We start from the raw sequence: 21,327 nt of genomic DNA, 5'->3' as shown, positions 1-21,327 counted from the left end.
GCCCGGGCGTGTCACGGCCGTCCGGTTGCGCCCGCGGCGCTGGCACCGTTCCCCCCTGTCGCCTTGCCGAAGCGTCCCCGCACACCTTGTGCCGAAGCGTCCCCGCACACCTTCCACGGGCTGCTCCCGGTCTTCGCGCTCCCCCTGCTCGCGGTGCGTTGCATACTCCTGCATGGTTGCGTATAGTCATGCCATCCTGAGGAGGGTGGACATGGCGGTACGTGTGGCAGTGGCCGGAGCGAGCGGATACGCGGGCGGAGAGGTCCTGCGCCTGCTCCTCGCACACCCCGAGGCGGAGATCGGCGCGCTGACCGGAAACTCGAACGCCGGGCAGCGGCTCGGCGCGCTCCAGCCGCACCTGCTGCCGCTGGCCGACCGCGTCCTGACCGAGACCACGCCCGAGGCGCTCGCCGGACACGACGTGGTCTTCCTGGCGCTGCCGCACGGGCAGTCCGCGGCCGTCGCCGAACAGCTCGGCCCCGATGTCCTCGTGGTCGACATGGGCGCCGACTTCCGGCTCGCCGACCCGGCCGACTGGGAGGCCTTCTACGGCTCCCCGCACGCCGGGACCTGGCCCTACGGCCTCCCGGAACTGCCGGGTGCCCGCACCGCGCTGGCGGGGTCCCGGCGCATCGCGGTGCCCGGCTGCTACCCCACCGCCGTCACCCTCGCCCTCTTCCCGGCCTACGCGGCCGCACTCGCCCGGCCGGAAGCGGTGATCGTCGCCGCGTCCGGCACCTCCGGCGCGGGCAAGGCGCCCAAGCCGCACCTCCTCGGCAGCGAGGTGATGGGCTCCATGTCCCCGTACGGCGTCGGCGGCGGCCACCGGCACACCCCCGAGATGATCCAGAACCTCAGCGGCGTCGCGGGGCAGCGGGTCGCGGTGTCCTTCACGCCGACCCTCGCGCCGATGCCCCGCGGGATCCTCGCGACGTGCAGCGCCGCCGCGGAGGAAGGAGTGAGCGCGGAGTCCCTGCGGGCCGCGTACGAGAAGGCCTACGCCGACGAGCCCTTCGTCCACCTGCTGCCCGAGGGCCAGTGGCCCGCCACGGCGTCCGTCCACGGTTCCAACGCCGTACAGGTGCAGGTCGCCTACGACGCCGCCGTGGGCCGCATCATCGCGATCAGCGCCATCGACAACCTGACCAAAGGCACCGCGGGCGGCGCCGTCCAGAGCATGAACCTTGCCCTCGGTCTCCCCGAGACCACCGGCCTTTCCACGATCGGAGTCGCACCGTGAGCGTCACGGCAGCCAAGGGATTCACGGCGGCGGGCATCGCCGCCGGGATCAAGGAGAACGGCAACCCCGACCTGGCCCTCGTGGTCAACAACGGGCCCCGCCGTGCCGCCGCCGGCGTCTTCACCTCCAACCGTGTGAAGGCCGCGCCGGTCCTCTGGTCCGAGCAGGTCCTCAGCAGCGGCCAGGTCTCCGCCGTCGTCCTCAACTCCGGCGGCGCCAACGCCTGTACGGGCCCCAAGGGCTTCCAGGACACCCACGCCACCGCCGAGAAGGCCGCCGAGGTGCTCGGCCGCGGCGCCATCGAGGTCGCCGTCTGCTCCACCGGGCTCATCGGCGTGCTGCTGCCCATGGACAAGGTGCTCACGGGCCTGGACACGGCCGCCGCCCAGCTGTCCGAGCACGGCGGTGAGAAGGCCGCCATCGCCATCAAGACCACCGACACCGTCCACAAGACCGCCGTGGTCAGCGGGGACGGCTGGACCGTGGGCGGCATGGCCAAGGGCGCCGGCATGCTCGCGCCGGGCCTCGCCACCATGCTGGTCGTCCTCACCACCGACGCCGACCTCGACAGCGCCGCCCTGGACAAGGCCCTGCGCGCCGCCACCAGGGTCACCTTCGACCGGGTCGACTCCGACGGCTGCATGTCCACCAACGACACCGTGCTCCTGCTCGCCTCCGGCTCCGCCGGCGTCACCCCCGGGTACGCGGAGTTCGCCGAGGCCGTACGGCAGGTCTGCGACGACCTCGGCCGGCAGCTCATCGGCGACGCCGAGGGCGCCGCCAAGGACATCAGGGTCGAGGTCGTCAACGCGGCCAGCGAGGAGGACGCCGTCGAGGTGGGCCGCTCCATCGCCCGCAACAACCTCCTCAAGTGCGCCCTGCACGGCGAGGACCCCAACTGGGGCCGTGTGCTCTCCGCGATCGGCACCACCCGGGCCGCCTTCGAGCCGGACCGCCTGAACGTGGCCATCAACGGCGTCTGGGTCTGCAAGAACGGGGCCGTGGGCGAGGACCGCGACCGGGTCGACATGCGCTACCGCGAGGTGCACATCGTCGCCGACCTCGCCGCGGGCGACGAGACCGCGACCATCTGGACCAACGACCTGACCGCCGACTACGTCCACGAGAACAGCGCCTACTCCTCATGAGCACTCGCAAGCACACGGCCCTGCCGAAAGCCCAGATCCTCGTCGAGGCGCTGCCCTGGCTCACCCGGCACCACGGCAAGACCGTCGTCATCAAGTTCGGCGGCAACGCCATGGTGAACGAGGAACTGAAGGCCGCCTTCGCCCAGGACGTCGTCTTCCTGCGGCACGCCGGCCTCAAGCCGGTCGTCGTCCACGGCGGCGGCCCGCAGATCAGCGCCGCTCTCGACCGGCACGGCATCGTCAGCGAGTTCAAGGCGGGCCTGCGCGTCACCACCGAGGAGGCCATGGACGTCGTCCGCATGGTCCTCGCCGGGCAGGTGCAGCGCGAACTGGTCGGTCTGCTCAACCGGCACGGCCCGCTCGCCGTCGGCATCACCGGCGAGGACGCGCACACCATCACCGCCACCCGGCACACCCCCGAGATCGACGGCGAACTCGTCGACATCGGACGGGTCGGCGAGATCACCGCGATCGACACCGGCGCGATCGAGGCCCTCCTGGCCGACGGCCGCGTCCCGGTCGTGTCCTCCATCGCCCGCTCCCAGGACGACGGGCACGTCTACAACGTCAACGCCGACACGGCGGCCGCGGCGCTCGCCGCGGCACTGGGCGCCGAGACCCTCATGGTCCTCACCGACGTCGAGGGCCTTTACGAGGACTGGCCGCGCTCCGACGAGGTGATCAGCCGCCTCACCGCTTCGCAACTGGAGAAACTGCTGCCGGACCTCAGCGCCGGCATGGTGCCGAAGATGGAGGGCTGCCTGCACGCCGTACGCAACGGCGTGACGACCGCCCGCGTCATCGACGGCCGGGTCCAGCACTCGATCCTGCTGGAGATCTTCACCGACGAGGGCATCGGCACCATGGTCGTGCCGGACGAACAGGGGGAGTCATGAGCAACCAGGAGCTGACCGGGCGCTGGCAGGGCGCGCTCATGAACAACTACGGCACCCCGCGCCTGCCCCTCGTCCGTGGCGCGGGCCTGAAGGTGTGGGACACCGACGGCCGGGAGTACCTCGACTTCGTCGGCGGCATCGCCACCAACGCCCTCGGTCACGCCCACCCGGCGATCGTCGAGGCCGTCAGCGGACAGATCGCCTCCCTCGGCCACATCTCCAACTTCTTCATGGCCGAGCCCACCGTCGCCCTCGCCGAACGGCTCCTGACGCTCTTCGGCCGGGAGGGCCGCGTCTTCTTCTGCAACTCCGGTGCCGAGGCCAACGAGGCCGCCTTCAAGATCGGCCGGCTCACCGGGCGCACCCACATGGTCGCCACCGGCGGCGGCTTCCACGGCCGTACGATGGGCGCCCTCGCGCTCACCGGCCAGCCCGCCAAGCAGGACCCGTTCATGCCGCTGCCCGGCGACGTCACCCATGTCCCCTACGGCGACGCGCAGGCGCTCGCCGCCGCGGTCACCGAGGACACCGCCCTGGTGATCCTCGAACCGGCCCAGGGCGAGAACGGCGTGGTCGTGCCTCCGGCCGGCTACCTCAAGGCGGCCCGCGCGATCACCGCCGCCACCGGTGCCCTGCTCGTCCTGGACGAGGTGCAGACCGGCGTCGGCCGTTCCGGGAACTGGTTCGCGTACCAGGCCCACGAGGGCGTGCTCCCCGACGTCGTCACCCTCGCCAAGCAACTCGGCGGCGGACTGCCCCTCGGCGCCACCGTGGCCTTCGGCCGGGCCGCCGAACTGCTCCGGCCCGGCCAGCACGGCACCACCTTCGGCGGCAACCCCGTCGCCTGCGCCGCCGGGCTCGCCGTCCTGGACACCATCGCCGACGAGGGACTGCTGGACAACGTCAAGCGGCAGAGCGAGAAGTTGCGGGACGGCATCGAGTCCCTGAACCACCCGTTGATCGACCATGTCCGGGGCGTGGGCCTGCTCCTGGGTATCGTGCTCACCGGGCCGCGCGCACCCCAGGTGCAGCAGGCGGCCCAGGACGCCGGGTTCCTGGTGAACGCGCCCGTCCCCGACGTCGTACGGCTCATGCCGCCGCTGAACCTCCGCGACGACGAGGCGGGTGCCCTGCTCCAGGCACTGCCCGGCATCCTCGAGCAGGCCAACGGGGACGGACTATCCGGGGAATGAGACGACGATGAGCCACGCGCAGGACCACGAGCAGGCGGCGGGAGCCGGACCCGGCGTGCCGCAGACCCGCACCGCACGGCACGGCCGGATCGTGGACATCCTCAACCGGCAGCCCGTGCGGTCGCAGAGCCAGCTGGCGAAGCTGCTCGCGGACGACGGGCTGAGCGTCACGCAGGCGACGCTGTCGCGGGACCTCGACGAACTGAACGCGGTCAAGATCCGCAACGCCGACGGTGACCTGATCTACGCGGTGCCGAGCGAGGGCGGCTTCCGTACGCCGCGGGCTCCGCTGGGCGGGTCGGCGAAGGAGGAGCGGATGCGGCGCCTGTCGCAGGAGCTGCTGATCTCCGCGGAGGCCTCGGCGAACCTCGTGGTCCTGCGTACGCCGCCCGGCGCGGCCCAGTTCCTCGCCTCGGCGATCGACCAGGCGGAGCTGCATGACATCCTCGGCACGATCGCCGGGGACGACACGTTGCTGTTGATCAGCCGGGATCCGGGTGGGGGGCAGGCGTTGGCGGACCATTTGCTGCGGCTGGCCCAGAACAGCCACTGAGCGCTCCGCGGGGTGGCGGGGGCGGGGGTGGCTGTTTGTTGCCGGGTGCGGGTCCGTGGGGGCTGGTCGCGCAGTTCCCCGCGCCCCTGGGGGGTGGGCGTCCGTTTTCGGGTGCGGGTCGTTGTGGGCTGGTCGCGCAGTTCCCCGCGCCCCTGTGGGGGTGGGCGTCCGTTTTCGGGTGCGGGTCGTCGTGGGCCGGTCGCGCAGTTCCTCGCGCCCCTGAGGGGGGTGGGGGTCAGCCTAGTTTTGTGGGGAGGCCTGCTGTGCAGCGGACCTCGTCGCCTGCTGTGATCAGGAGGGCCTCTGTGTCCGGCAGGGACTCCAGCCAGGTCAGGGCCGCGCGTGAGCCCATCGCGAAGGCCGCCGTGGCCCAGCAGTCGGCCCAGGTCAGGCGTGGTCCGACCACGGTCACGGCGACCAGGTCGGTCACCGCCGGCCGGCCCGTGCGCGGGTCGATGATGTGCGCGCCCCGTTCCGCCGTACCGGACGTCGCCACCGACAGCTCCTCCGCTCCGGCAGCCGAGATCACCGCCGCCAGCCCGCCGGGCCGCAGCGGATCGGCCACTCCGGCCCGCCAGGGCCGCCGCGGCTCCGGCGCGCCCAGCATCTGTACGTCGCCGCCCCCGTTGACGCTGACCCCGCACACCCCCTCGACCGCGCCGATCAGCCGCGCCGCCCGCTCGGCGGCCCAGCCCTTGACGATCCCGGTGGGGTCGAGGGAGCCCTGGTACCGGGTGCTGAACCACCCCTCGCTCACCCGTTCCGCCTCGGCCGCCAGCTCCAGCACCTGGGCCACCTCGGGAGCGCACCGGGCGACGTCCAGCTCACCGCGGGCCAGCCGGGACACCTCGCTGTCCTCCCGGTACGTGCTGAAGAGCGTGTCCGCCCGGTGCAGCCCGGCGACGGCCTCGTCGAGCGCAGCCCGGACCGCGGACGGTGCCCCGCCACGGATGTCGAAGGAGAAGACGGTCCCCATGACCTCCTCCGCGTGACGCACCGCGGCGGGGGTCCGCGCCGGCCCGGTCACCGTGTCAGCCACCGGCCTGGTCCAGGGCTGACTGGAGCGATGTGCGGTAGCCCTCGCTGGTGTAGGTGGCGCCGGAGACGGTGTCGATGTGTGCGGTGCCCGCGGTGACGGCTTCCTGGTTGAGGCGGGGGACGGCGAGCTGGGTCTTCTGGTCGCTGAGGCCGCCTTTGGGGGCCTGGACCGCCTCGGCTTTGGTGATCTTCCCGCCGGTCACGGTGATCCGTACCTGCACGGCCCCGTACTGGGTCTGTGCCGCCTTCCCGGTGACCGTACGGGCCTGCGCCGAGCCGGTGGCGCCCGGGGACGCGGACTTCATCCGGTCCAGGGCTGACTGGAGCGATGTGCGGTAGCCCTCGCTGGTGTAGGTGGCGCCGGAGACGGTGTCGATGTGTGCGGTGCCCGCGGTGACGGCTTCCTGGTTGAGGCGGGGGACGGCGAGCTGGGTCTTCTGGTCGCTGAGGCCGCCCTTGGGGGCCTGCACCGCCTCGGCTTTGGTGATCTTCCCGCCGGCGACGGTGATCCGTACCTGCACGGCCCCGTACTGGGTCCGCGCCGCGTCCCCGGTCACCGTGCCGGAGCCCGCCCGGGCCTGTCCGCCGCCCTGCGGCTCCTGCCCCGCCACCGGCTGCCGCGGGGCCGCGCCCGCCGCCGACGCGGCGGCCGGGTCCGACGCGGGTTTCAGCGCCAGCAGCAGCACGACACCGGACACGGTCGCCGCGGTGGCCAGTACGACCCGCCGAACGGGATGGCTCTTCCTCATCGCTTCGCTGCTCCGCTCACATCTCGAACGACTCGTGGTGGATACGGCGGGCGGGAACCCCGGCGCCGCGCAGTGCCTCGTACACCGACTGCGCGAACCCCGGCGGGCCGCACATGAACACGTCGTGCCGGTCGATGTCCGGGATCTTCCGCTGGAGGCTCTCCGCGGAGATGTCCGGCCGCTCGCCCTCCGGGCTGTTCACCGCGTACATCAGCCGGGCGTCCCGCTCCGTGGCGATCGACGCCAGCTCGTCCCACAGGGCCAGGTCCTGGGTGGTGTTGGCCCGGTAGAGGAGGGTGATGTCACCGGCGGCCCCGGGCAGCGTCTCGAACAGCGCGCGCATCGGCGTGATGCCCACCCCGCCCGCGACCAGCAGCACCTTGCCCCGGCTGCGGCGCTGGGCGGTGAGCGCGCCGTACGGTCCCTCCGCCCACACCTTCGTCCCGGGCGTCAGCTCGCGCAGCCGGGCGCTGTGGTCGCCGATCGCCTTCACCGTGATCCGCAGCATGCCGGGACGCGGCGCGGCGGAGAGGGAGTACGGGTGGGAGCTGAAGCGCATCCCGGGGGCCAGGAACCGCCAGCGGAAGAACTGGCCCGCCTCCGCGCCCATCCGGTGCAGTCTCCGCCCGCCGATCAGCACCGACACGATGCCGGGCGTCTCCTCGATGACGGCCTCGACCCGCATGCGGTGCCGGAGGTTCAGGCGGAGCGGGGTGAGCACGCGGTACCAGAGGACGAGCGCGGTGACCACGCCGTACAGCCCGTACCAGAAGGTCTTGGCGGCGGGCTCGACCGCGAAGTCGTTGCCGGTGGTGATCTGGTGCCAGAACGTCAGGAACACGGCCGCGTACGTCAGCAGGTGCACGTGGTACCAGCCGTCGTACGGCAGCCGGCGGCGGACCGGGCCGACGGACGACAGGCCGATGACGACGAACAGGCCCGTGCCGATCGCGGCCTTGCCCATGTCCGGCAGCTGTTCGACTGAGTCGACGGTCTGCCGCACGATGTCACCGAGCGACCTGCCGGCCTGGAGCGCGTACCCCCACATGGTGAGGAAGACGTGCGCGACGATCAGGCACAGCGTGTACCGGCCGCTCATCGCGTGCCAGCGGGCCACCCGGTCGGAGCCGACCCGCCGCTCCAGGGCCGGGACCCGCGCCATCTGGAGCACGACCAGCGCCATCAGATAGCCGGCCAGCAGGCCGGTGATCCGGCCCGCGTTGAGGATCCGGCCGGTGTCGTCGCCGATGGCGGGCGTGTCGTGCCACCAGAGCCACAGCACGGCCGCCGCGCCCGCCCAGACGGCGAGCAGCAGCGGGACGGCCGGGGAGCGGCGCGGACGGATGCGGCGCATGGTCTGTCGGCGGGCGGCACGTCCGCCTGCGAGCGTGGTGGTCACTGTTCCTCCGTGGGGACTTGACCCTTGGCCCACAGATACGTGCCGGCTGCGCCGGGTGTTCAGAGGCCCGCCGAGTCCAGCGCGGACTGGAGTGACTGGCGGTAGCCGTCACTGGTGTACGTGGCTCCCGATACGGTGTCGATCTGCGCGCTCTGCGCGGTCAGCGCCTCCCGCCGCAGCTGGGGGAGGGCGTAGCCGTTGATCTCCTGGTCGCGCGGGTTGTCCTGCGGGTAGCTGACGGCGGTGACGTCCGTGAGCCTGCCGTTCCCCAGCGTCACGCGCACCTGGACCGGACCCCAGCGGGTCCGGACGGTGTCGCCGGTGACGTTCCTCGTGCCGGTGACGGGCGCCCGCGTCGCCCCCGGGGAGGCACCGGCGGCGCTGCTCACCGGCGCCGGTGCGTGCGAGCCGGCGGTGAGGACCGGGCTCGTGTGCGGCTTCAGCGACAGCAGCAGCACCATCCCGGAGACGGTCGCGGCACCGGCCAGCACGATCCGGCGGAACGGACGGTTCTTCCTCAGCGGATGCACGGTGTCTGCCTCACAGTTCGAACGACTCGTGGTGGATACGGCGGTCGGGCACCCCGGCCGTCCGCAGTGCCCGGTACAGGTCCTGCGCGAAGCCGTGCGGGCCGCAGAGGTAGACGTCGTGGCCGGCCAGCCCGGGGAAGGCCGCGCTCAGCGACCCGGCGGTCAGGTCCGGGCGCTCGCCGTGGGGGCCGTTCAGCGCGTACCGCACCCGCGCCCCGCGCCGGCGGGCGATCGCCTCCAGCTCGCCGCCCAGCGCCAGGTCCTCCACCGAGCGCGCCCGGTAGAGCAGGGTGACCTCGCCGGGCAGCGTCTCGAAAAGCGCCCGCAGCGGGGTGATGCCGACACCGGCCGCTATCAGCAGGGTGGGCCGGCCGGTGGCCCGGTCGGCGGTCAGGGAACCGTACGGGCCCTCGGCCCACACCCGGGTGCCGGGGCGCAGCAGGCAGACGGCCGCGCTGTGGCCGCCGAGCGCCTTGACGGTGATGCGCAGCAGCCCGGGGCGCGGCGGCGCCGACAGGGAGTACGGCGTCGACGTCCGGCTCAGGCCCTCTGCCAGGAACCGCCAGCGGAAGAACTGCCCCGGCCGCGCCCCCAGTTCCTCCAGGAACCGGCCGCGTACGACGACGGAGTACACACCCGGTGCCTCCTGGTGCACCGAGTCCACCCGCAGCTGGTGGCGCAGGTTGAGCCGGACCGGGGTGAGGACGCGGAACCACAGCACCAGGGCGGCCACGCCCAGGTACAGCGCGTACCAGGCGGCGGTGGCGGCCGGCCCGCCGCTGAACTGCTCACCGAGCGCGAGCTGGTGGCCGAAGGCGAGGAAGACGGCCGCGTACGTGAGCAGGTGGACGTAGTACCAGAACTCGTAGCCGGTGCGGCGGCGCACCGCACGGGCCGAGGTGACGCCGGCCGCCAGGAGCATGACGGTGCCGGCGGTGGCCTTCAGCATGTCCGGGTAGTCCAGGACGACGGTGACCGTCTCGTGCCAGAGCGAGGCCCGGTCCTGGGCGGCGTATCCGGCGAGGATCAGCACGATGTGCACGACGAGCAGGCACACCGTGTACCGGCCGGCCATCGCGTGCCAGCGCGCCACCCGGTCCGAGCCGACCCGCGTCTCCAGCAGCGGGACCCGGGCCATCAGCCCGACCAGCACCGCACAGGTGTACCCGCACAGCAGCCCGGCGATCCGCCCGGCCCCGGTCAGCCCGCCGGCCGCGCCGACCACCGCCCCGGTGTCCGTCCACCACAGCGCGATCACCGCCGCGGCCCCCGCCCACAGCAGGGCCAGCACGGCTCCCGCGGGGGAGCGCCGGCCCGTCACGAGCGGCGGCGGAGCCGTCCGCCGCGCATCCACCGTCGTCATCGGCCCTCACCGTCCGTCGTCATCCGTCCTCGCCGTCCGTCGTCCGTCCTTCCGGGCCACTGTGCGGGCCGAACCTCTCAGGGACCTTTGAGCGGGCCTCTCCTGAGCGGACTCAGAGGAAACTCAGAGGGGGCCGGCCCGCCCGCGCCATCGGCGACGAGCGATGCTGGAGACGCGATGAACACCACCCGCTCCGGCCGCCCGGCCCTCACCCGCCCCGACGGCACCCCGTTGCGCGTCCTCGTCGTCGATGACGACCCCGACCTCGCCGAGGTCCTCACCGGCGCCCTGCGCTACGAGGGCTGGCAGGTCCGCGCGGCCGGTGACGGCGCCGCCGCCCTAGCCGCCGCCCGCGAACTGCTGCCCGACGCCGTCGTCCTCGACGTGATGCTCCCCGACACCGACGGCTTCGCGGTGCTGCGCCGTCTGCACGAGGTCAAGCCCGACGTGTGCGTGCTCTTCCTGACCGCCCGGGACGCGGTGGAGGACCGGATCGCCGGGATCACGGCGGGCGGCGACGACTACGTCACCAAACCGTTCAGCCTGGAGGAGGTCGTGGCCCGGCTGCGGGGCCTGCTGCGCCGCGCCGGCATGGCCCGCCGGCCGGACGAGGGACCGCGGCTGACCGTCGGCGATCTCGTGATGGACGAGGACGCCCGCGAGGTGACCCGGGCCGGAGAGCTGATCGAGCTGTCGCCGACCGAGTTCGAACTCCTCCGCTTCCTCATGCGCAACCCGCGCCGGGTGCTCAGCAAGGCGCAGATCCTCGACCGGGTCTGGTCCTACGACTTCGGCGGCCGGGCCCATGTGGTCGAGCTGTACATCTCCTACCTGCGCAAGAAGCTCGACGCGGGCCGCGACCCCATGATCCACACGGTGCGCGGCGCCGGTTACGTCCTCAAGCCGGTGACCAGGTGAACGCCGTACGCGGGCTGCCCCGCGCCGTACGCCGCCTGCCCCGCCCCCGTTCCCTGCGGGCCCGGCTCACCGCCGGCCTGGTGGTCCTGCTGGCCGTGAGCTGCGCGGCCGTCGGACTGGCCGCCGTCGTCGAACTCGACGGCTTCCTCACCCAGCGCCTGGACGAGCAGCTCAGCCAGGTCGGCACCCGCTTCCCGGCCAGCCTGGAACACCCCGGCCGCCTCCCCGACGACCACGACGGCGACGAGAACGCCGACACCCGCCGGACGGCGACCGGCACCTTCGGCGCCCGTCTGGTGAACGGCACGGTCACCCACCGGGGGCTGATCCGCTCCGGCGACCCCTCCGCGGACCTGCGCGTCGACCTGACCGCCGGGGACGCCGCGCGGCTGGCCCGGGTGCCGGTCGACGGCAGGCCCCACACCGTCCCGCTCTCCGCCCTGCACGACTACCGTGTCGTCGCCTCCGCCGGCCGGGACGGCGACGTGCTGATCGCCGGGCTGCCGCTGGAGCCGGTGGAGGCCACGGTCCACCGGCTGGAGCTGGTCGCCGGGATCGTCTTCGGCCTGGCCCTGGTGGTGACCGGGGTGGCCGGGGCGTGCTGGGTGCGCTGGTCGCTCCGGCCGCTGAGCCGGGTCGCGGCCACCGCCACCCGGGTCAGTGAGCTGCCGCTGGCCAGCGGCGAGGTCACGCTCCCGTCGCGGGCGCCGGACGCCGATCCGCGCAGCGAGATCGGGCGGGTGGCCACGGCGTTCAACCGCATGCTCGGCCACGTGGAGGACGCGCTGACCAAGCGGCACGCGGTCGAGGAGCGGCTGCGCCGCTTCGCCGCCGACGCCAGCCACGAACTGCGCACCCCGGTCGCCTCGGTCCGCGGCCACGCCGAGCTGGCCCTGCTGCACCCCGGCCCGGTGCCGCCCGAGGTGTCACGCGCCCTGGAACGCATCGCGGCCGAGTCCGCCCGCATGGGCGGGATGGTCGACGAGCTGCTCCTGCTGGCCCGCCTGGACGCCGGCCGGCCGCTGGAGCGCGACCCGGTCGACGTGACCCGTCTGGTCCTGGACGCGGTCACGGACGCCCGGGCCGCGGGCCCCGGCCACCACTGGGTCCTGGACCTGCCCGAGGAGCCGGTGACGGTGCCGGGGGACGCGCACCGCCTCCACCAGGTGTTGGCCAACCTGTTGGCCAACGCGCGTGGGCACACACCCGTGGGCACGACGGTGACGGTCACCCTGGCGACCGACGGGGCGACCGACGCGACCGACGACGCGACCGACGCAGGCACGGTCCGCCTCCGCGTCCACGACGACGGGCCCGGCGTCCCCGACGACATCCGGTCCGCCGTCTTCGAGCGCTTCACCCGCGCGGAACACCGCCGCCACCCGGACGCGTCCGGCGGGGGAGCGGGACTCGGCCTCTCGATCGTGTCGGCGGTGGTGGAGGCGCACGGCGGAAGCGTGGACCTGGACAGCGCCCCGGGCACCACGACGTTCACGGTCCGCCTGCCGGCCTGAGAACCGCGCCGGGCGACGCTGTCGGGACGGCACCGGGTGTCGTCAGCATCCGGACGGCGCCCTCGACGCCCGGTGGCCGGCACCTCAACGACCGATGACCGGCACCTCAGTACCGGGTGACCGGCACCTCGGCGCCGGGTGACCGGCACCTCAGTACCGGGCGACCGCCGTCGCCCCGCTCACCGTGCTGATGGCGAGGTGCGGGCGTTGGTCCGGCCGGGCCCACCGCAGGATCTGCCGCATGGCGTCCTCCGGGACCGACACACAGCCGGCCGTCGCGCCCTGCCCGTTGACGTGCAGGAAGATGCCGGCGCCCCGGCCCCGCACCGGCCGGTCGTAGTTGAAGCCGACGACGAGGCCGTACGCGTACTGCGTCCCGTAGGAGATCAGATGCTCGGACCGGTCGGCACGGCAGTCGTCCGGCAGCGGGTCCGTCCACCGGTTGTACGCCGCCGACTCGTTGTCCTCGCACCACCAGGAACTCTCCCGCACGCGACGGTAGGTGACGCTCGTCCCGGCCGGTGCCGGCTCGATCCCGAAGCCGAAGGGGAGGCCGTACAGCCCGGTCGGTGTGGTGTTCGTGCCCTGGCTGCGGGCGCCCCCCGCCACCAGCCCGTGGGCCCCGAACCGCGCCGGTGCGGACCCGGCCCGGATCCACTGCCCCTCCCGCAGGTCCCACCAGGTGACCGTGCCCGCCGTGGCGTCGGTGTCCGGAGCCTCGGCGGTGATCAGCTGGCCGCCGCCGCCCGTGTCGGCCATCCGCGCGGGCAGCGGCACCGGCCCGGGCACGGGCGCGACGCCGAGCAGGGCGAGGCAGGAGGCCGGGACGAGGGCGAGGACCACACCGGGGCGCATGGCTCAGACGGTAGACGGCGGCAGCGGCAACGGCAGCCCGGGTAGTCCGTCCAGGCTTGTAGCGATGTGTTCCTTCTTCGCGAAGTAGGCGCTCAGGGAGGTGTCGTCCTCGCGCGCGAACCGCTTTCCGTGCAGCTCGCGGTCCTCCTCGTACGCCATGTGGGGGACGGCGTAGCCGCAGCTGTCGCGGATCCGTTCCGCGTGGACGACGATGACCGCGCGCAGGCCGTGCGCGCTCGGGTCGATGTCGGGGAAGCGGGCGAGCAGCTCCGGGAAGCGCGGGTCGTCGCGGAAGACCGGCTCGCCGCGGCCGTGCACGCGCACGATGTTCGGCGGCCCCTGGAAGGCGCACCACATCAGCGTGATCCGCCCGTTCTCCCGCAGGTGCGCGATCGTCTCGGCGGTGGACCCGGCGAAGTCCAGGTAGGCCACGGTGAGTTCGTCCAGCACGACGAAGGAGCCCCGCAGGCCCTTGGGGGAGAGGTTGACCGTGCCGTCGCCGGAGAGGGGGGCGGTCGCGGTGAAGAAGAGGGGCTGCCGTTCGATGAACGTGCGCAGCCTGCCGTCTATGCGTTCATAGGTTTTTCCCATGGCAGCCGAGTATCGCCGTGAGGCGTCTGCCTGTCAGAGGAATTGACCGGCCGGCGAGGGGTCCCGCCACGGCCGCCCCGGCCGGCGTTCGTCGGGGCGGCCACGCTCTGCGCTACCTCACTTCGTGAGGGTGCAGGCGGCCAGGGAGCCCAGGCCGGTGGGCTTGGTGCTCTTGCGGCCGATGCTGATGGCGATGCGGTCGATGGTGGAGGCGCGTTTGTCCTTGAGGGGTCCGAGGATGGCGTTGTCGACGAAGTTGGGTCCGCCCTGGCCGACGGTGTTGCGCAGGCGTGTGTTCGCTTCCTGGATCTGGGTCTGGAGGAGGGTGAGGTTGCGGTCGACCTCGGCCTTGGCGGAGGCGGGCACGGCGGGAAGCTTCGAGGCGACGTCCGGGCACGTGATCGTGCCCGCCCCGGTGCTCCCGCCGGAGCCGGCCGTCGCCCCGGTGCCCGCGCCGGTGTCCGCCTGCCCGGTGCCCGACTGCCCGGTCGCGCCCGTGCCGGGCGTGGCGGCACCGGTTCCCGCGCCGCCGGCCGTGTCGGTGCCGCCCGCGTTCAGCGCGCAGGCGGCCAGGGGGTCCAGGCCGGTGGGCTTGGTGCTCTTGCGGCCGATGCTGATGGCGATGCGGTCGATGGTGGAGGCGCGTTTGTCCTTGAGGGGTCCGAGGATGGCGTTGTCGACGAAGTTGGGTCCGCCCTGGCCGACGGTGTCGCGCAGGCGTGTGTTCGCTTCCTGGATCTGGGTCTGGAGGAGGGTGAGGTTGCGGTCGACCTCGGCCTTGGCGGAGGCGGGCACGGCGGGAAGCTTCGAGGCGACGTCCGGGCACGTGATCGTCCCGGGGCTCGCGAGGGTGCGCGCGCCCGTGGCGCCGTCGCTCTTGGCGGGGGTGCCGGCGAGGGCCGAGCCGGCGATCACCGCGCCGGACAGCACCACGGCGGCAGCGCCGCCGATGACCGCCACGCGACGCTGGTTGTACTTCGGGAGAGCCCTGGACATGCGATGCCTCACTCGGGTCGGAGGTGGGTCGGGTCGGCCCCTGGTGACGGGGCCCGGGCAACGCGGCGCCTGCGTGCGCAGGGGAGTACGGGAAAGCGGTTTCATCCGTTCAGCCTCCCCGGCGATCTCTCTCAGCGGTCGTGCTCATTGACGAATCATGCAGAACACTGCATACTCATGCAGGTAGTCAGCGAAAGCAGTGTGAGGAGAAACCCGTGACCGAGCGCGTCGTACTCGCCTACTCGGGCGGTCTGGACACCTCCGTCGCCATCGGCTGGATCGCCGAGGAGACGGGTGCCGAGGTCATCGCCGTCGCGGTGGACGTCGGCCAGGGCGGCGAGGACCTGGACGTCATCCGCAAGCGCGCCCTCGCCTGCGGGGCCGTCGAGGCCGAGGTCGCCGACGCCCGGGACGAGTTCGCCGACGGGTACTGCCTCCCCGCCATCAAGGCCAACGCCCTCTACATGGACCGCTACCCGCTGGTCTCCGCCCTGTCCCGGCCGGTGATCGTCAAGCACCTCGTCGCCGCCGCCGAGAAGCACGGCGCCACCACGGTCGCCCACGGCTGCACCGGCAAGGGCAACGACCAGGTCCGCTTCGAGGCCGGCATCGCCGCCCTCGCCCCCGGCCTCACCTGCATCGCCCCGGTCCGCGACTACGCGATGACCCGCGACCGGGCGATCGACTTCTGCGAGCGCAAGCAGCTCCCCATCGCCACCACCAGGAAGTCCCCGTACTCCATCGACCAGAACGTCTTCGGGCGCGCCGTCGAGACGGGCTTCCTGGAGGACATCTGGAACGCCCCGACCGAGGACGTCTACGAGTACACCGCCGACCCGGCCGTCCCGCGCGAGGCCGACGAGGTGGTCATCACCTTCGAGGCGGGCGTCCCGGTCGCCCTCGACGGCCGGCCCGTCACCGTGCTCCAGGCCGTCCAGCAGCTCAACGAGCGCGCCGGCGCCCAGGGCGTCGGCCGGATCGACATGGTCGAGGACCGCCTCGTCGGCATCAAGTCCCGCGAGGTGTACGAGGCGCCCGGCGCGATCGCCCTGATCACCGCCCACCAGGAGCTGGAGAACGTCACCGTCGAGCGGGAACTCGCCCGCTACAAGCGCCAGGTCGAGCAGCGCTGGGGCGAACTGGTCTACGACGGCCAGTGGTTCTCCCCGCTCAAGCGCGCCCTGGACGGCTTCGTCGACGAGGCCAGCCGGCACGTCAGCGGCGACATCCGGATGACCCTGCACGGTGGCCGCGCGGTCGTCACCGGCCGCCGCTCCGAGGCCTCGCTGTACGACTTCGACCTCGCGACCTACGACACCGGTGACACCTTCGACCAGTCCGCGGCCAAGGGCTTCATCGACATCTACAGCCTGTCGTCGAAGATCGCCGCCAAGCGCGGCCCGGCGTAACCGCCGTACGGCCTTCGGGTCGTCCCGCACGCAACAGCCTGACAGCCGCCCGACCGCCTGGAAGAGTCGGGAGACGGTGGCCCACCGAGACTTCGAGGAGCAACGCAAGTGAGCAGCAACAGCGGTGACGTACGGCTCTGGGGCGGCCGTTTCGCCGACGGTCCCGCCGAGGCCCTGGCCAGGCTGTCCGCGTCCGTCCACTTCGACTGGCGGCTCGCGCCCTACGACATCGCCGGTTCGCGTGCCCACGCGCGCGTGCTGCACACCGCGGGGCTCCTCACCGAGGACGAGCTGGCCCGCATGACCGACGGTCTCGACCGGCTGGAGGCGGACGTGGCCTCAGGCGCCTTCGTGGGCACCGTCGCCGACGAGGACGTCCACACGGCGCTGGAGCGCGGGCTGCTGGAACGCCTCGGTCCCGACCTCGGCGGCAAGCTGCGGGCCGGACGGTCCCGGAACGACCAGGTCGCCACCCTCTTCCGGATGTACCTGCGCGACCACGCCCGGATCATCGGCGGCCTGATCGCCGACCTCCAGGACGCGCTCGTCGGCCTCGCCGAGGCGCACCCCGACGTGGCGATGCCCGGCCGCACCCACCTCCAGCACGCCCAGCCGGTGCTCTTCGCCCACCACGTCCTCGCCCATGTGCAGTCCCTGTCCCGGGACGCCGAGCGGCTGCGTCAGTGGGACGAGCGGACGGCGGTGTCGCCGTACGGCTCCGGCGCCCTCGCGGGTTCCTCCCTCGGCCTGGACCCGGAGGCGGTCGCGCGTGACCTCGGCTTCGAGCACGGCAGCGTCGGCAACTCCATCGACGGCACGGCCTCCCGGGACTTCGTCGCCGAGTTCGCGTTCATCACCGCGATGATCGGCGTGAACCTCTCCCGGATCGCCGAGGAGATCATCATCTGGAACACGAAGGAGTTCTCCTTCGTCACCCTGCACGACGCGTTCTCCACGGGCTCGTCGATCATGCCGCAGAAGAAGAACCCCGACATCGCCGAGCTGGCCCGCGGCAAGTCCGGCCGCCTGATCGGCAACCTGACGGGCCTGCTGGCCACGCTGAAGGCACTGCCCCTCGCCTACAACCGCGACCTCCAGGAGGACAAGGAGCCGGTCTTCGACTCCTGCGACCAGCTGGAGGTGCTGCTCCCCGCCTTCACCGGCATGATCGCCACCCTCACGGTGCACCGCGAGCGCATGGCGGAGCTGGCCCCGGCCGGCTTCTCGCTCGCCACCGACATCGCCGAGTGGCTGGTCCGGCAGGGCGTGCCGTTCCGGGTGGCGCACGAGGTGGCCGGCGAGTGCGTGAAGGCGGCCGAGGCCGAGGGCAAGGAGCTGGACGACCTCACGGACGAACAGTTCGCGAAGATCTCAGCCCACCTCACCCCGGAGGTCCGCACGGTCCTCAGCGTCCCCGGCTCCCTCGCCTCCCGCAACGGCCGCGGCGGTACGGCGCCCAGCGCGGTCGCCGTCCAGCTGGCCGAGGTCAAGGCGGACCTCGCGCGCCAGCACGCCTGGGCGACGGCCGGGAAGCAGGGCTGAGGACGGCGCCGCCCCCGGCACGCGCCGAGCCGCACACCCCGCGTCCCCGAGCCGCACGCCCCGCGTCCCCGGGCCGCACCACCCCGTCCCGAGCCGCGCACCACCCCCCGTCCCCGAGCCGCACCACCCCGTCCCGAGCCGCACACCACCCCGTCCCGGGACGAACCGCGCACGCCCCGGGCGGCACGGCGGCCGTACCAAGGTCATCGCGGGTTACGTTGGTCGAAAGCCCCTCCCGGAGCCGACCCCACGGAGCCCGCGATGCCCTTCGCCCGTCTCGCGACCGCCACCACGCCGACCTGCCACCTGGGGCTCGGCCTGGCCGCCGTCGGCCGCCCCGGCTACATCAATCTCGGCCGCGAGGAGGACCTCGGCCCGGACCGCGGTGTCGAGGCGATGCGCGCCCGCACCCACGAACTCCTGGACGCCGCCTACGCACAGGGCGTGCGCTACGTCGACGCGGCCCGCTCCTACGGCCGCAGCGAGGAGTTCCTCGCCGACTGGCTGAACGCCCGCCCCGGCACCGACGACGTGGTCGTCGGCAGCAAGTGGGGCTACACCTACACCGCCGGCTGGTCCACCGACGCCGACCGGCACGAGGTCAAGGACCACAGTCTCGCCGCCTACGAACGTCAGCGCGCCGAGACCGACGCCCTGCTCGGCGACCGGCTCGACCTCTACCAGATCCACTCGGTGACCCCGGACAGCCCGGCCCTCACCGACAAGGATCTCCACGCCCGGCTGGCGGACGCCGCCGCCGGCGGTCTCACCGTCGGCTTCTCCACCAGCGGCCCCGCCCAGGCCGACGCGGTCCGCGCCGCGCTCGCCGTGACGGTCGGCGGCGAGCCCCTCTTCCGTACCGTGCAGTCGACGTACAACGTCCTGGAGACCTCGGCCGGTCCGGCCCTCGCCGAGGCGCACGACGCCGGGCTCACGGTGATCGTCAAGGAGGGCATGGCCAACGGCCGGCTGGCCGGACCGCACGCCCCGGACGCGCTGAGGGAGGTGGCCGCCGCGACGGGACTGGGCTGTGACGCCGTGGCCCTCGCCGCGGTCCTGCGGCAGCCGTGGGCCGGCGTGGTCCTCTCCGGCGCAGCGACCGTCGCCCAGCTGACGTCCAACCTGCACGCCCCCGCCGTCGACCTCGGCGAGGAGCGGCTCGCCCGCTTGGCCACGCTGGCGGAGGACCCGCGCGCCTACTGGGAGCGGCGCGGACAGCTGCCCTGGCACTGACCGCGACCCAATGCGCGACCCACCGGGATGAGCCGCGCGTGCCCATGGTGAGACATTCATGTCTCATGTGGGCTACTCTTGTCTCATGGCCCTCGACCGTGACCATGTGCTGCGCAGCGCAGCCGCCCTGCTGACCCGCAAGTCCACCGCGACCATGGACGAGGTCGCCCGCGCCGCCGGGATCAGCCGGGCCACGCTGCACCGCCACTTCGCCGGCCGCGACGCGCTCGTCCGGGCGCTGGAGTCGCTCGGCATCGCGGAGTGCGAGGCCGCGCTGGAGCGGGCCCGGCCCGAGGAGGGCCCCGCGCCCGAGGCCGTGCGCAGGCTGCTCCGCGAGATCCAGCCGGCCGCCGGACTGCTCGCGTTCCTCTACGGCGAGAACCAGCTGTGGGAGGGCGACCGGCAGCACGACGGCTGGCAGCGCCTGGACACCCGCATCGGCGCCCTGTTCCAGCGCGGACAGCGCGACGGCGCCTTCCGTATCGACCTCACCCCGGCCTGGCTCACCGAGGCGCTGTACGGCCTGATCGCCTCCTGCGCCTGGGCCACCCTGGACGGCCGGGTGGCCGCCCGCGACTTCCCGACCATGATCGCCGAGCTGCTGCTCGGCGGCGCACTGCGAAGAGAGGAACCATGACCAGCACCCTGCGGCCGGCCGACGTGACCGAGGCGGTGAAGCGCCCGGGCCGCTGGCTCGCGCTCTCCGTCCTCGTCCTGGCCGTGCTGCTGGTGGCCGTCGACGCCACCGTCCTCGGCCTGGCGACCCCCTACATCAGCGAGGACCTGCGCCCCTCCGGCACCCAGCTGCTGTGGATCGGCGACGTCTACTCCTTCGTCATCGCCGGTCTTCTGGTCTCCATGGGCAGCCTCGGCGACCGCATCGGCCGCAAGCGGATCCTGCTGTGCGGCGCCACGGCGTTCGGCGCCCTGTCCGTCCTCAACGCCTACGCCACGACACCCGAGCTGATGATCCTCGCCCGGGCGCTGCTCGGCGTCGCGGGCGCCACCCTGATGCCCGCCACCCTGGCCCTGATCCGCAACATCTTCCACGACCCGCGCGAGCGCAGCCTCGCCGTCGGCGTCTGGGGCGCCACCGCCTCGGCCGGTACGGCGGTCGGCCCGATCACCGGCGGTTTCCTCCTGGAGCACTTCTGGTGGGGGTCGGTCTTCCTCATCAACCTGCCGGTGATGGCCGTCCTGGTCCTGGTCGGCATCCGCACCCTGCCGGAGTCCCGCAACCCCCGCCCGGGCCCCTGGGACCTGAGCAGCGTCCTGCTGTCGCTGACCGGCATGATCGCCCTGGTCTACGCGGTCAAGGAGGCCGCCACCCACGGCTTCGGCCCGACCCCCCTCGCCGCCGGCCTGCTGGGCGCCGCGGCCCTGTACGGCTTCGTCCACCGCCAGCTCACCATGCCGATGCCGCTGCTGGACATGCGCCTGTTCCGGCGCCGGGGCTTCAGCGGTGCGGTCCTCGCCGACCTGCTGACCGTCCTCGGCATGTCCGGCCTGGTGTTCTTCCTCTCCCAGTATCTGCAACTCGTCCAGGGCCGCCGCCCGTTGGAGGCGGGTCTGGCCGAACTGCCCGCGGCCGTGGGCGCGGTGGCGGCCGGCCTGGTCGCCGGCCGCGCCGCCCGGCGCTTCACGGTCCGTACGGTGGTCTCGGGCGGCCTGGCCGCCGTCGGCATCGCCCTGGCCGTCCTGACGATGCTCGGCCGGTCCACCGGTTACCCGGTCCTCGGTGCCGCCCTGCTGGTCGTGGGCGTCGGCGCGGGCTTCTCGTTCACGGTGACGGCCGACGTCATCCTCTCCAGCGTCCCCAGGGACCAGGCGGGCGCCGCCTCGGCGGTCTCCGAGACGGCGTACGAACTGGGCGCGGCCCTCGGCATCGCCCTGCTGGGCTCCATCGTGACCGGCGTCTACCGCGGCTTCGAGGGCCCGGCCGGCACCCCGGCCGAGGCCCACGAATCCCTCGGCGCTGCCACGCAGGCGGCGGCGCACCTGGCCCCGCACCAGGCGGAGGCGCTGCTGGACGCCGCCCGGACGTCCTTCGTCCACGGCCTGCACCTGGCCTCGGCGGCGGGGGCGGTGGTCCTGCTGACGGCGTCGGCGGTGTCCTGGTTCCTGCTGCGACACCAGGAACTGGAGACCACCGGCTGAGGC

The 21,327-nt window shown here is 73.2% G+C and carries 20 protein-coding genes; 12 read left to right on the top strand and 8 right to left on the bottom strand.

Annotated elements, in window-relative coordinates:
* Positions 1–211 precede the first annotated feature (211 nt).
* Genes argC through AB0F03_RS08540 form a run of 5 tightly spaced genes read left to right on the top strand, consistent with a single transcriptional unit; the run spans position 212 to position 5,030 of the window.
* Complete coding sequence (argC, locus tag AB0F03_RS08560) at positions 212–1,240, top strand: N-acetyl-gamma-glutamyl-phosphate reductase (RefSeq protein ID WP_361987837.1); 1,029 nt, start codon at positions 212–214, stop codon at positions 1,238–1,240.
* Entirely contained in the window at positions 1,237–2,388 is a 1,152-nt protein-coding gene (gene argJ, locus AB0F03_RS08555) for a bifunctional glutamate N-acetyltransferase/amino-acid acetyltransferase ArgJ (RefSeq protein ID WP_361987835.1), read from the top strand. Before argC ends, argJ begins: the two co-directional genes overlap by 4 nt.
* A complete protein-coding gene (argB, locus tag AB0F03_RS08550) occupies positions 2,385–3,284 on the top strand; it encodes an acetylglutamate kinase (RefSeq protein WP_361987833.1) in 900 nt (299 codons plus the stop codon). Before argJ ends, argB begins: the two co-directional genes overlap by 4 nt.
* Positions 3,281–4,477: an acetylornithine transaminase gene (locus AB0F03_RS08545; RefSeq protein WP_361987831.1), complete on the top strand. Its 1,197-nt coding sequence runs from the start codon at positions 3,281–3,283 to the stop codon at positions 4,475–4,477. Before argB ends, AB0F03_RS08545 begins: the two co-directional genes overlap by 4 nt.
* Before the next feature lie 7 nt (positions 4,478–4,484).
* A complete protein-coding gene (locus AB0F03_RS08540; protein WP_356824674.1) occupies positions 4,485–5,030 on the top strand; it encodes an arginine repressor in 546 nt (181 codons plus the stop codon).
* Between the two features lie 235 nt (positions 5,031–5,265).
* On the opposite strand, the gene AB0F03_RS08535 is transcribed toward AB0F03_RS08540, so the two are convergent.
* The 5 genes from AB0F03_RS08535 to AB0F03_RS08515 are packed head-to-tail and all read right to left on the bottom strand — an operon-like array spanning position 5,266 to position 10,109.
* Positions 5,266–6,069, bottom strand: coding sequence for an FAD:protein FMN transferase (locus AB0F03_RS08535; protein ID WP_361987829.1), 804 nt, complete (start codon positions 6,067–6,069; stop codon positions 5,266–5,268).
* Positions 6,062–6,817 (bottom strand): FMN-binding protein, encoded by a 756-nt coding sequence (locus tag AB0F03_RS08530; protein ID WP_361987828.1) that lies wholly within the window; start codon positions 6,815–6,817, stop codon positions 6,062–6,064. Before AB0F03_RS08530 ends, AB0F03_RS08535 begins: the two co-directional genes overlap by 8 nt.
* Before the next feature lie 16 nt (positions 6,818–6,833).
* Complete coding sequence (locus AB0F03_RS08525) at positions 6,834–8,216, bottom strand: ferredoxin reductase family protein (protein WP_361987826.1); 1,383 nt, start codon at positions 8,214–8,216, stop codon at positions 6,834–6,836.
* 59 nt (positions 8,217–8,275) lie between these two features.
* Positions 8,276–8,746, bottom strand: coding sequence for an FMN-binding protein (locus AB0F03_RS08520; RefSeq protein ID WP_361987824.1), 471 nt, complete (start codon positions 8,744–8,746; stop codon positions 8,276–8,278).
* Positions 8,747–8,756: 10 nt separating this feature from the next.
* Entirely contained in the window at positions 8,757–10,109 is a 1,353-nt protein-coding gene (locus tag AB0F03_RS08515; protein WP_361987822.1) for a ferric reductase-like transmembrane domain-containing protein, read from the bottom strand.
* A gap of 177 nt (positions 10,110–10,286) precedes the next feature.
* On the opposite strand from AB0F03_RS08515, the gene AB0F03_RS08510 reads away from it, so the two are divergent.
* Both AB0F03_RS08510 and AB0F03_RS08505 read left to right on the top strand, forming a co-directional pair.
* Positions 10,287–11,027 (top strand): response regulator transcription factor, encoded by a 741-nt coding sequence (locus AB0F03_RS08510; RefSeq protein ID WP_361987820.1) that lies wholly within the window; start codon positions 10,287–10,289, stop codon positions 11,025–11,027.
* Complete coding sequence (locus AB0F03_RS08505) at positions 11,024–12,541, top strand: HAMP domain-containing sensor histidine kinase (protein ID WP_361987818.1); 1,518 nt, start codon at positions 11,024–11,026, stop codon at positions 12,539–12,541. The genes AB0F03_RS08510 and AB0F03_RS08505 overlap by 4 nt, the downstream gene beginning before the upstream one ends.
* Before the next feature lie 150 nt (positions 12,542–12,691).
* Here AB0F03_RS08505 and AB0F03_RS08500 read toward each other — a convergent pair whose 3' ends face one another.
* From AB0F03_RS08500 to AB0F03_RS08490, 3 genes are all read right to left on the bottom strand, one after another.
* Positions 12,692–13,396, bottom strand: coding sequence for a L,D-transpeptidase family protein (locus tag AB0F03_RS08500; RefSeq protein ID WP_361987816.1), 705 nt, complete (start codon positions 13,394–13,396; stop codon positions 12,692–12,694).
* A 3-nt stretch (positions 13,397–13,399) separates the two neighbouring features.
* Positions 13,400–13,987 carry a pyridoxamine 5'-phosphate oxidase family protein gene (locus AB0F03_RS08495; protein ID WP_361987814.1) on the bottom strand — a complete coding sequence of 196 codons (588 nt, stop codon included), beginning with the start codon at positions 13,985–13,987 and terminating at the stop codon, positions 13,400–13,402.
* 117 nt (positions 13,988–14,104) lie between these two features.
* Positions 14,105–14,983: a hypothetical protein gene (locus tag AB0F03_RS08490; protein ID WP_361987812.1), complete on the bottom strand. Its 879-nt coding sequence runs from the start codon at positions 14,981–14,983 to the stop codon at positions 14,105–14,107.
* A 215-nt stretch (positions 14,984–15,198) separates the two neighbouring features.
* On the opposite strand from AB0F03_RS08490, the gene AB0F03_RS08485 reads away from it, so the two are divergent.
* The 5 genes from AB0F03_RS08485 (at position 15,199) to AB0F03_RS08465 (ending at position 21,324) form a co-directional block, all read left to right on the top strand.
* Entirely contained in the window at positions 15,199–16,392 is a 1,194-nt protein-coding gene (locus AB0F03_RS08485) for an argininosuccinate synthase (RefSeq protein WP_361987810.1), read from the top strand.
* A 108-nt stretch (positions 16,393–16,500) separates the two neighbouring features.
* Positions 16,501–17,934, top strand: a complete 1,434-nt coding sequence (gene argH, locus AB0F03_RS08480; RefSeq protein WP_361987808.1) for an argininosuccinate lyase — start codon at positions 16,501–16,503, stop codon at positions 17,932–17,934.
* Positions 17,935–18,195: 261 nt separating this feature from the next.
* The gene (locus AB0F03_RS08475) at positions 18,196–19,167 is read left to right on the top strand and encodes an aldo/keto reductase (RefSeq protein WP_361987806.1); all 972 of its coding nucleotides are present in this window, start codon (positions 18,196–18,198) and stop codon (positions 19,165–19,167) included.
* Positions 19,168–19,252: 85 nt separating this feature from the next.
* Complete coding sequence (locus AB0F03_RS08470) at positions 19,253–19,804, top strand: helix-turn-helix domain-containing protein (RefSeq protein ID WP_361987804.1); 552 nt, start codon at positions 19,253–19,255, stop codon at positions 19,802–19,804.
* Complete coding sequence (locus tag AB0F03_RS08465; protein ID WP_361987802.1) at positions 19,801–21,324, top strand: MFS transporter; 1,524 nt, start codon at positions 19,801–19,803, stop codon at positions 21,322–21,324. Before AB0F03_RS08470 ends, AB0F03_RS08465 begins: the two co-directional genes overlap by 4 nt.
* Positions 21,325–21,327 lie beyond the last annotated feature (3 nt).

This window comes from Streptomyces sp. NPDC028722 (genome assembly GCF_040637655.1).
In the GTDB taxonomy this organism is placed as follows: Bacteria; Actinomycetota; Actinomycetes; order Streptomycetales; family Streptomycetaceae; genus Streptomyces.
The sequence above is the reverse complement of the archived record's forward strand: the minus strand, read 5'-3'. Positions and strand labels throughout refer to the sequence as shown.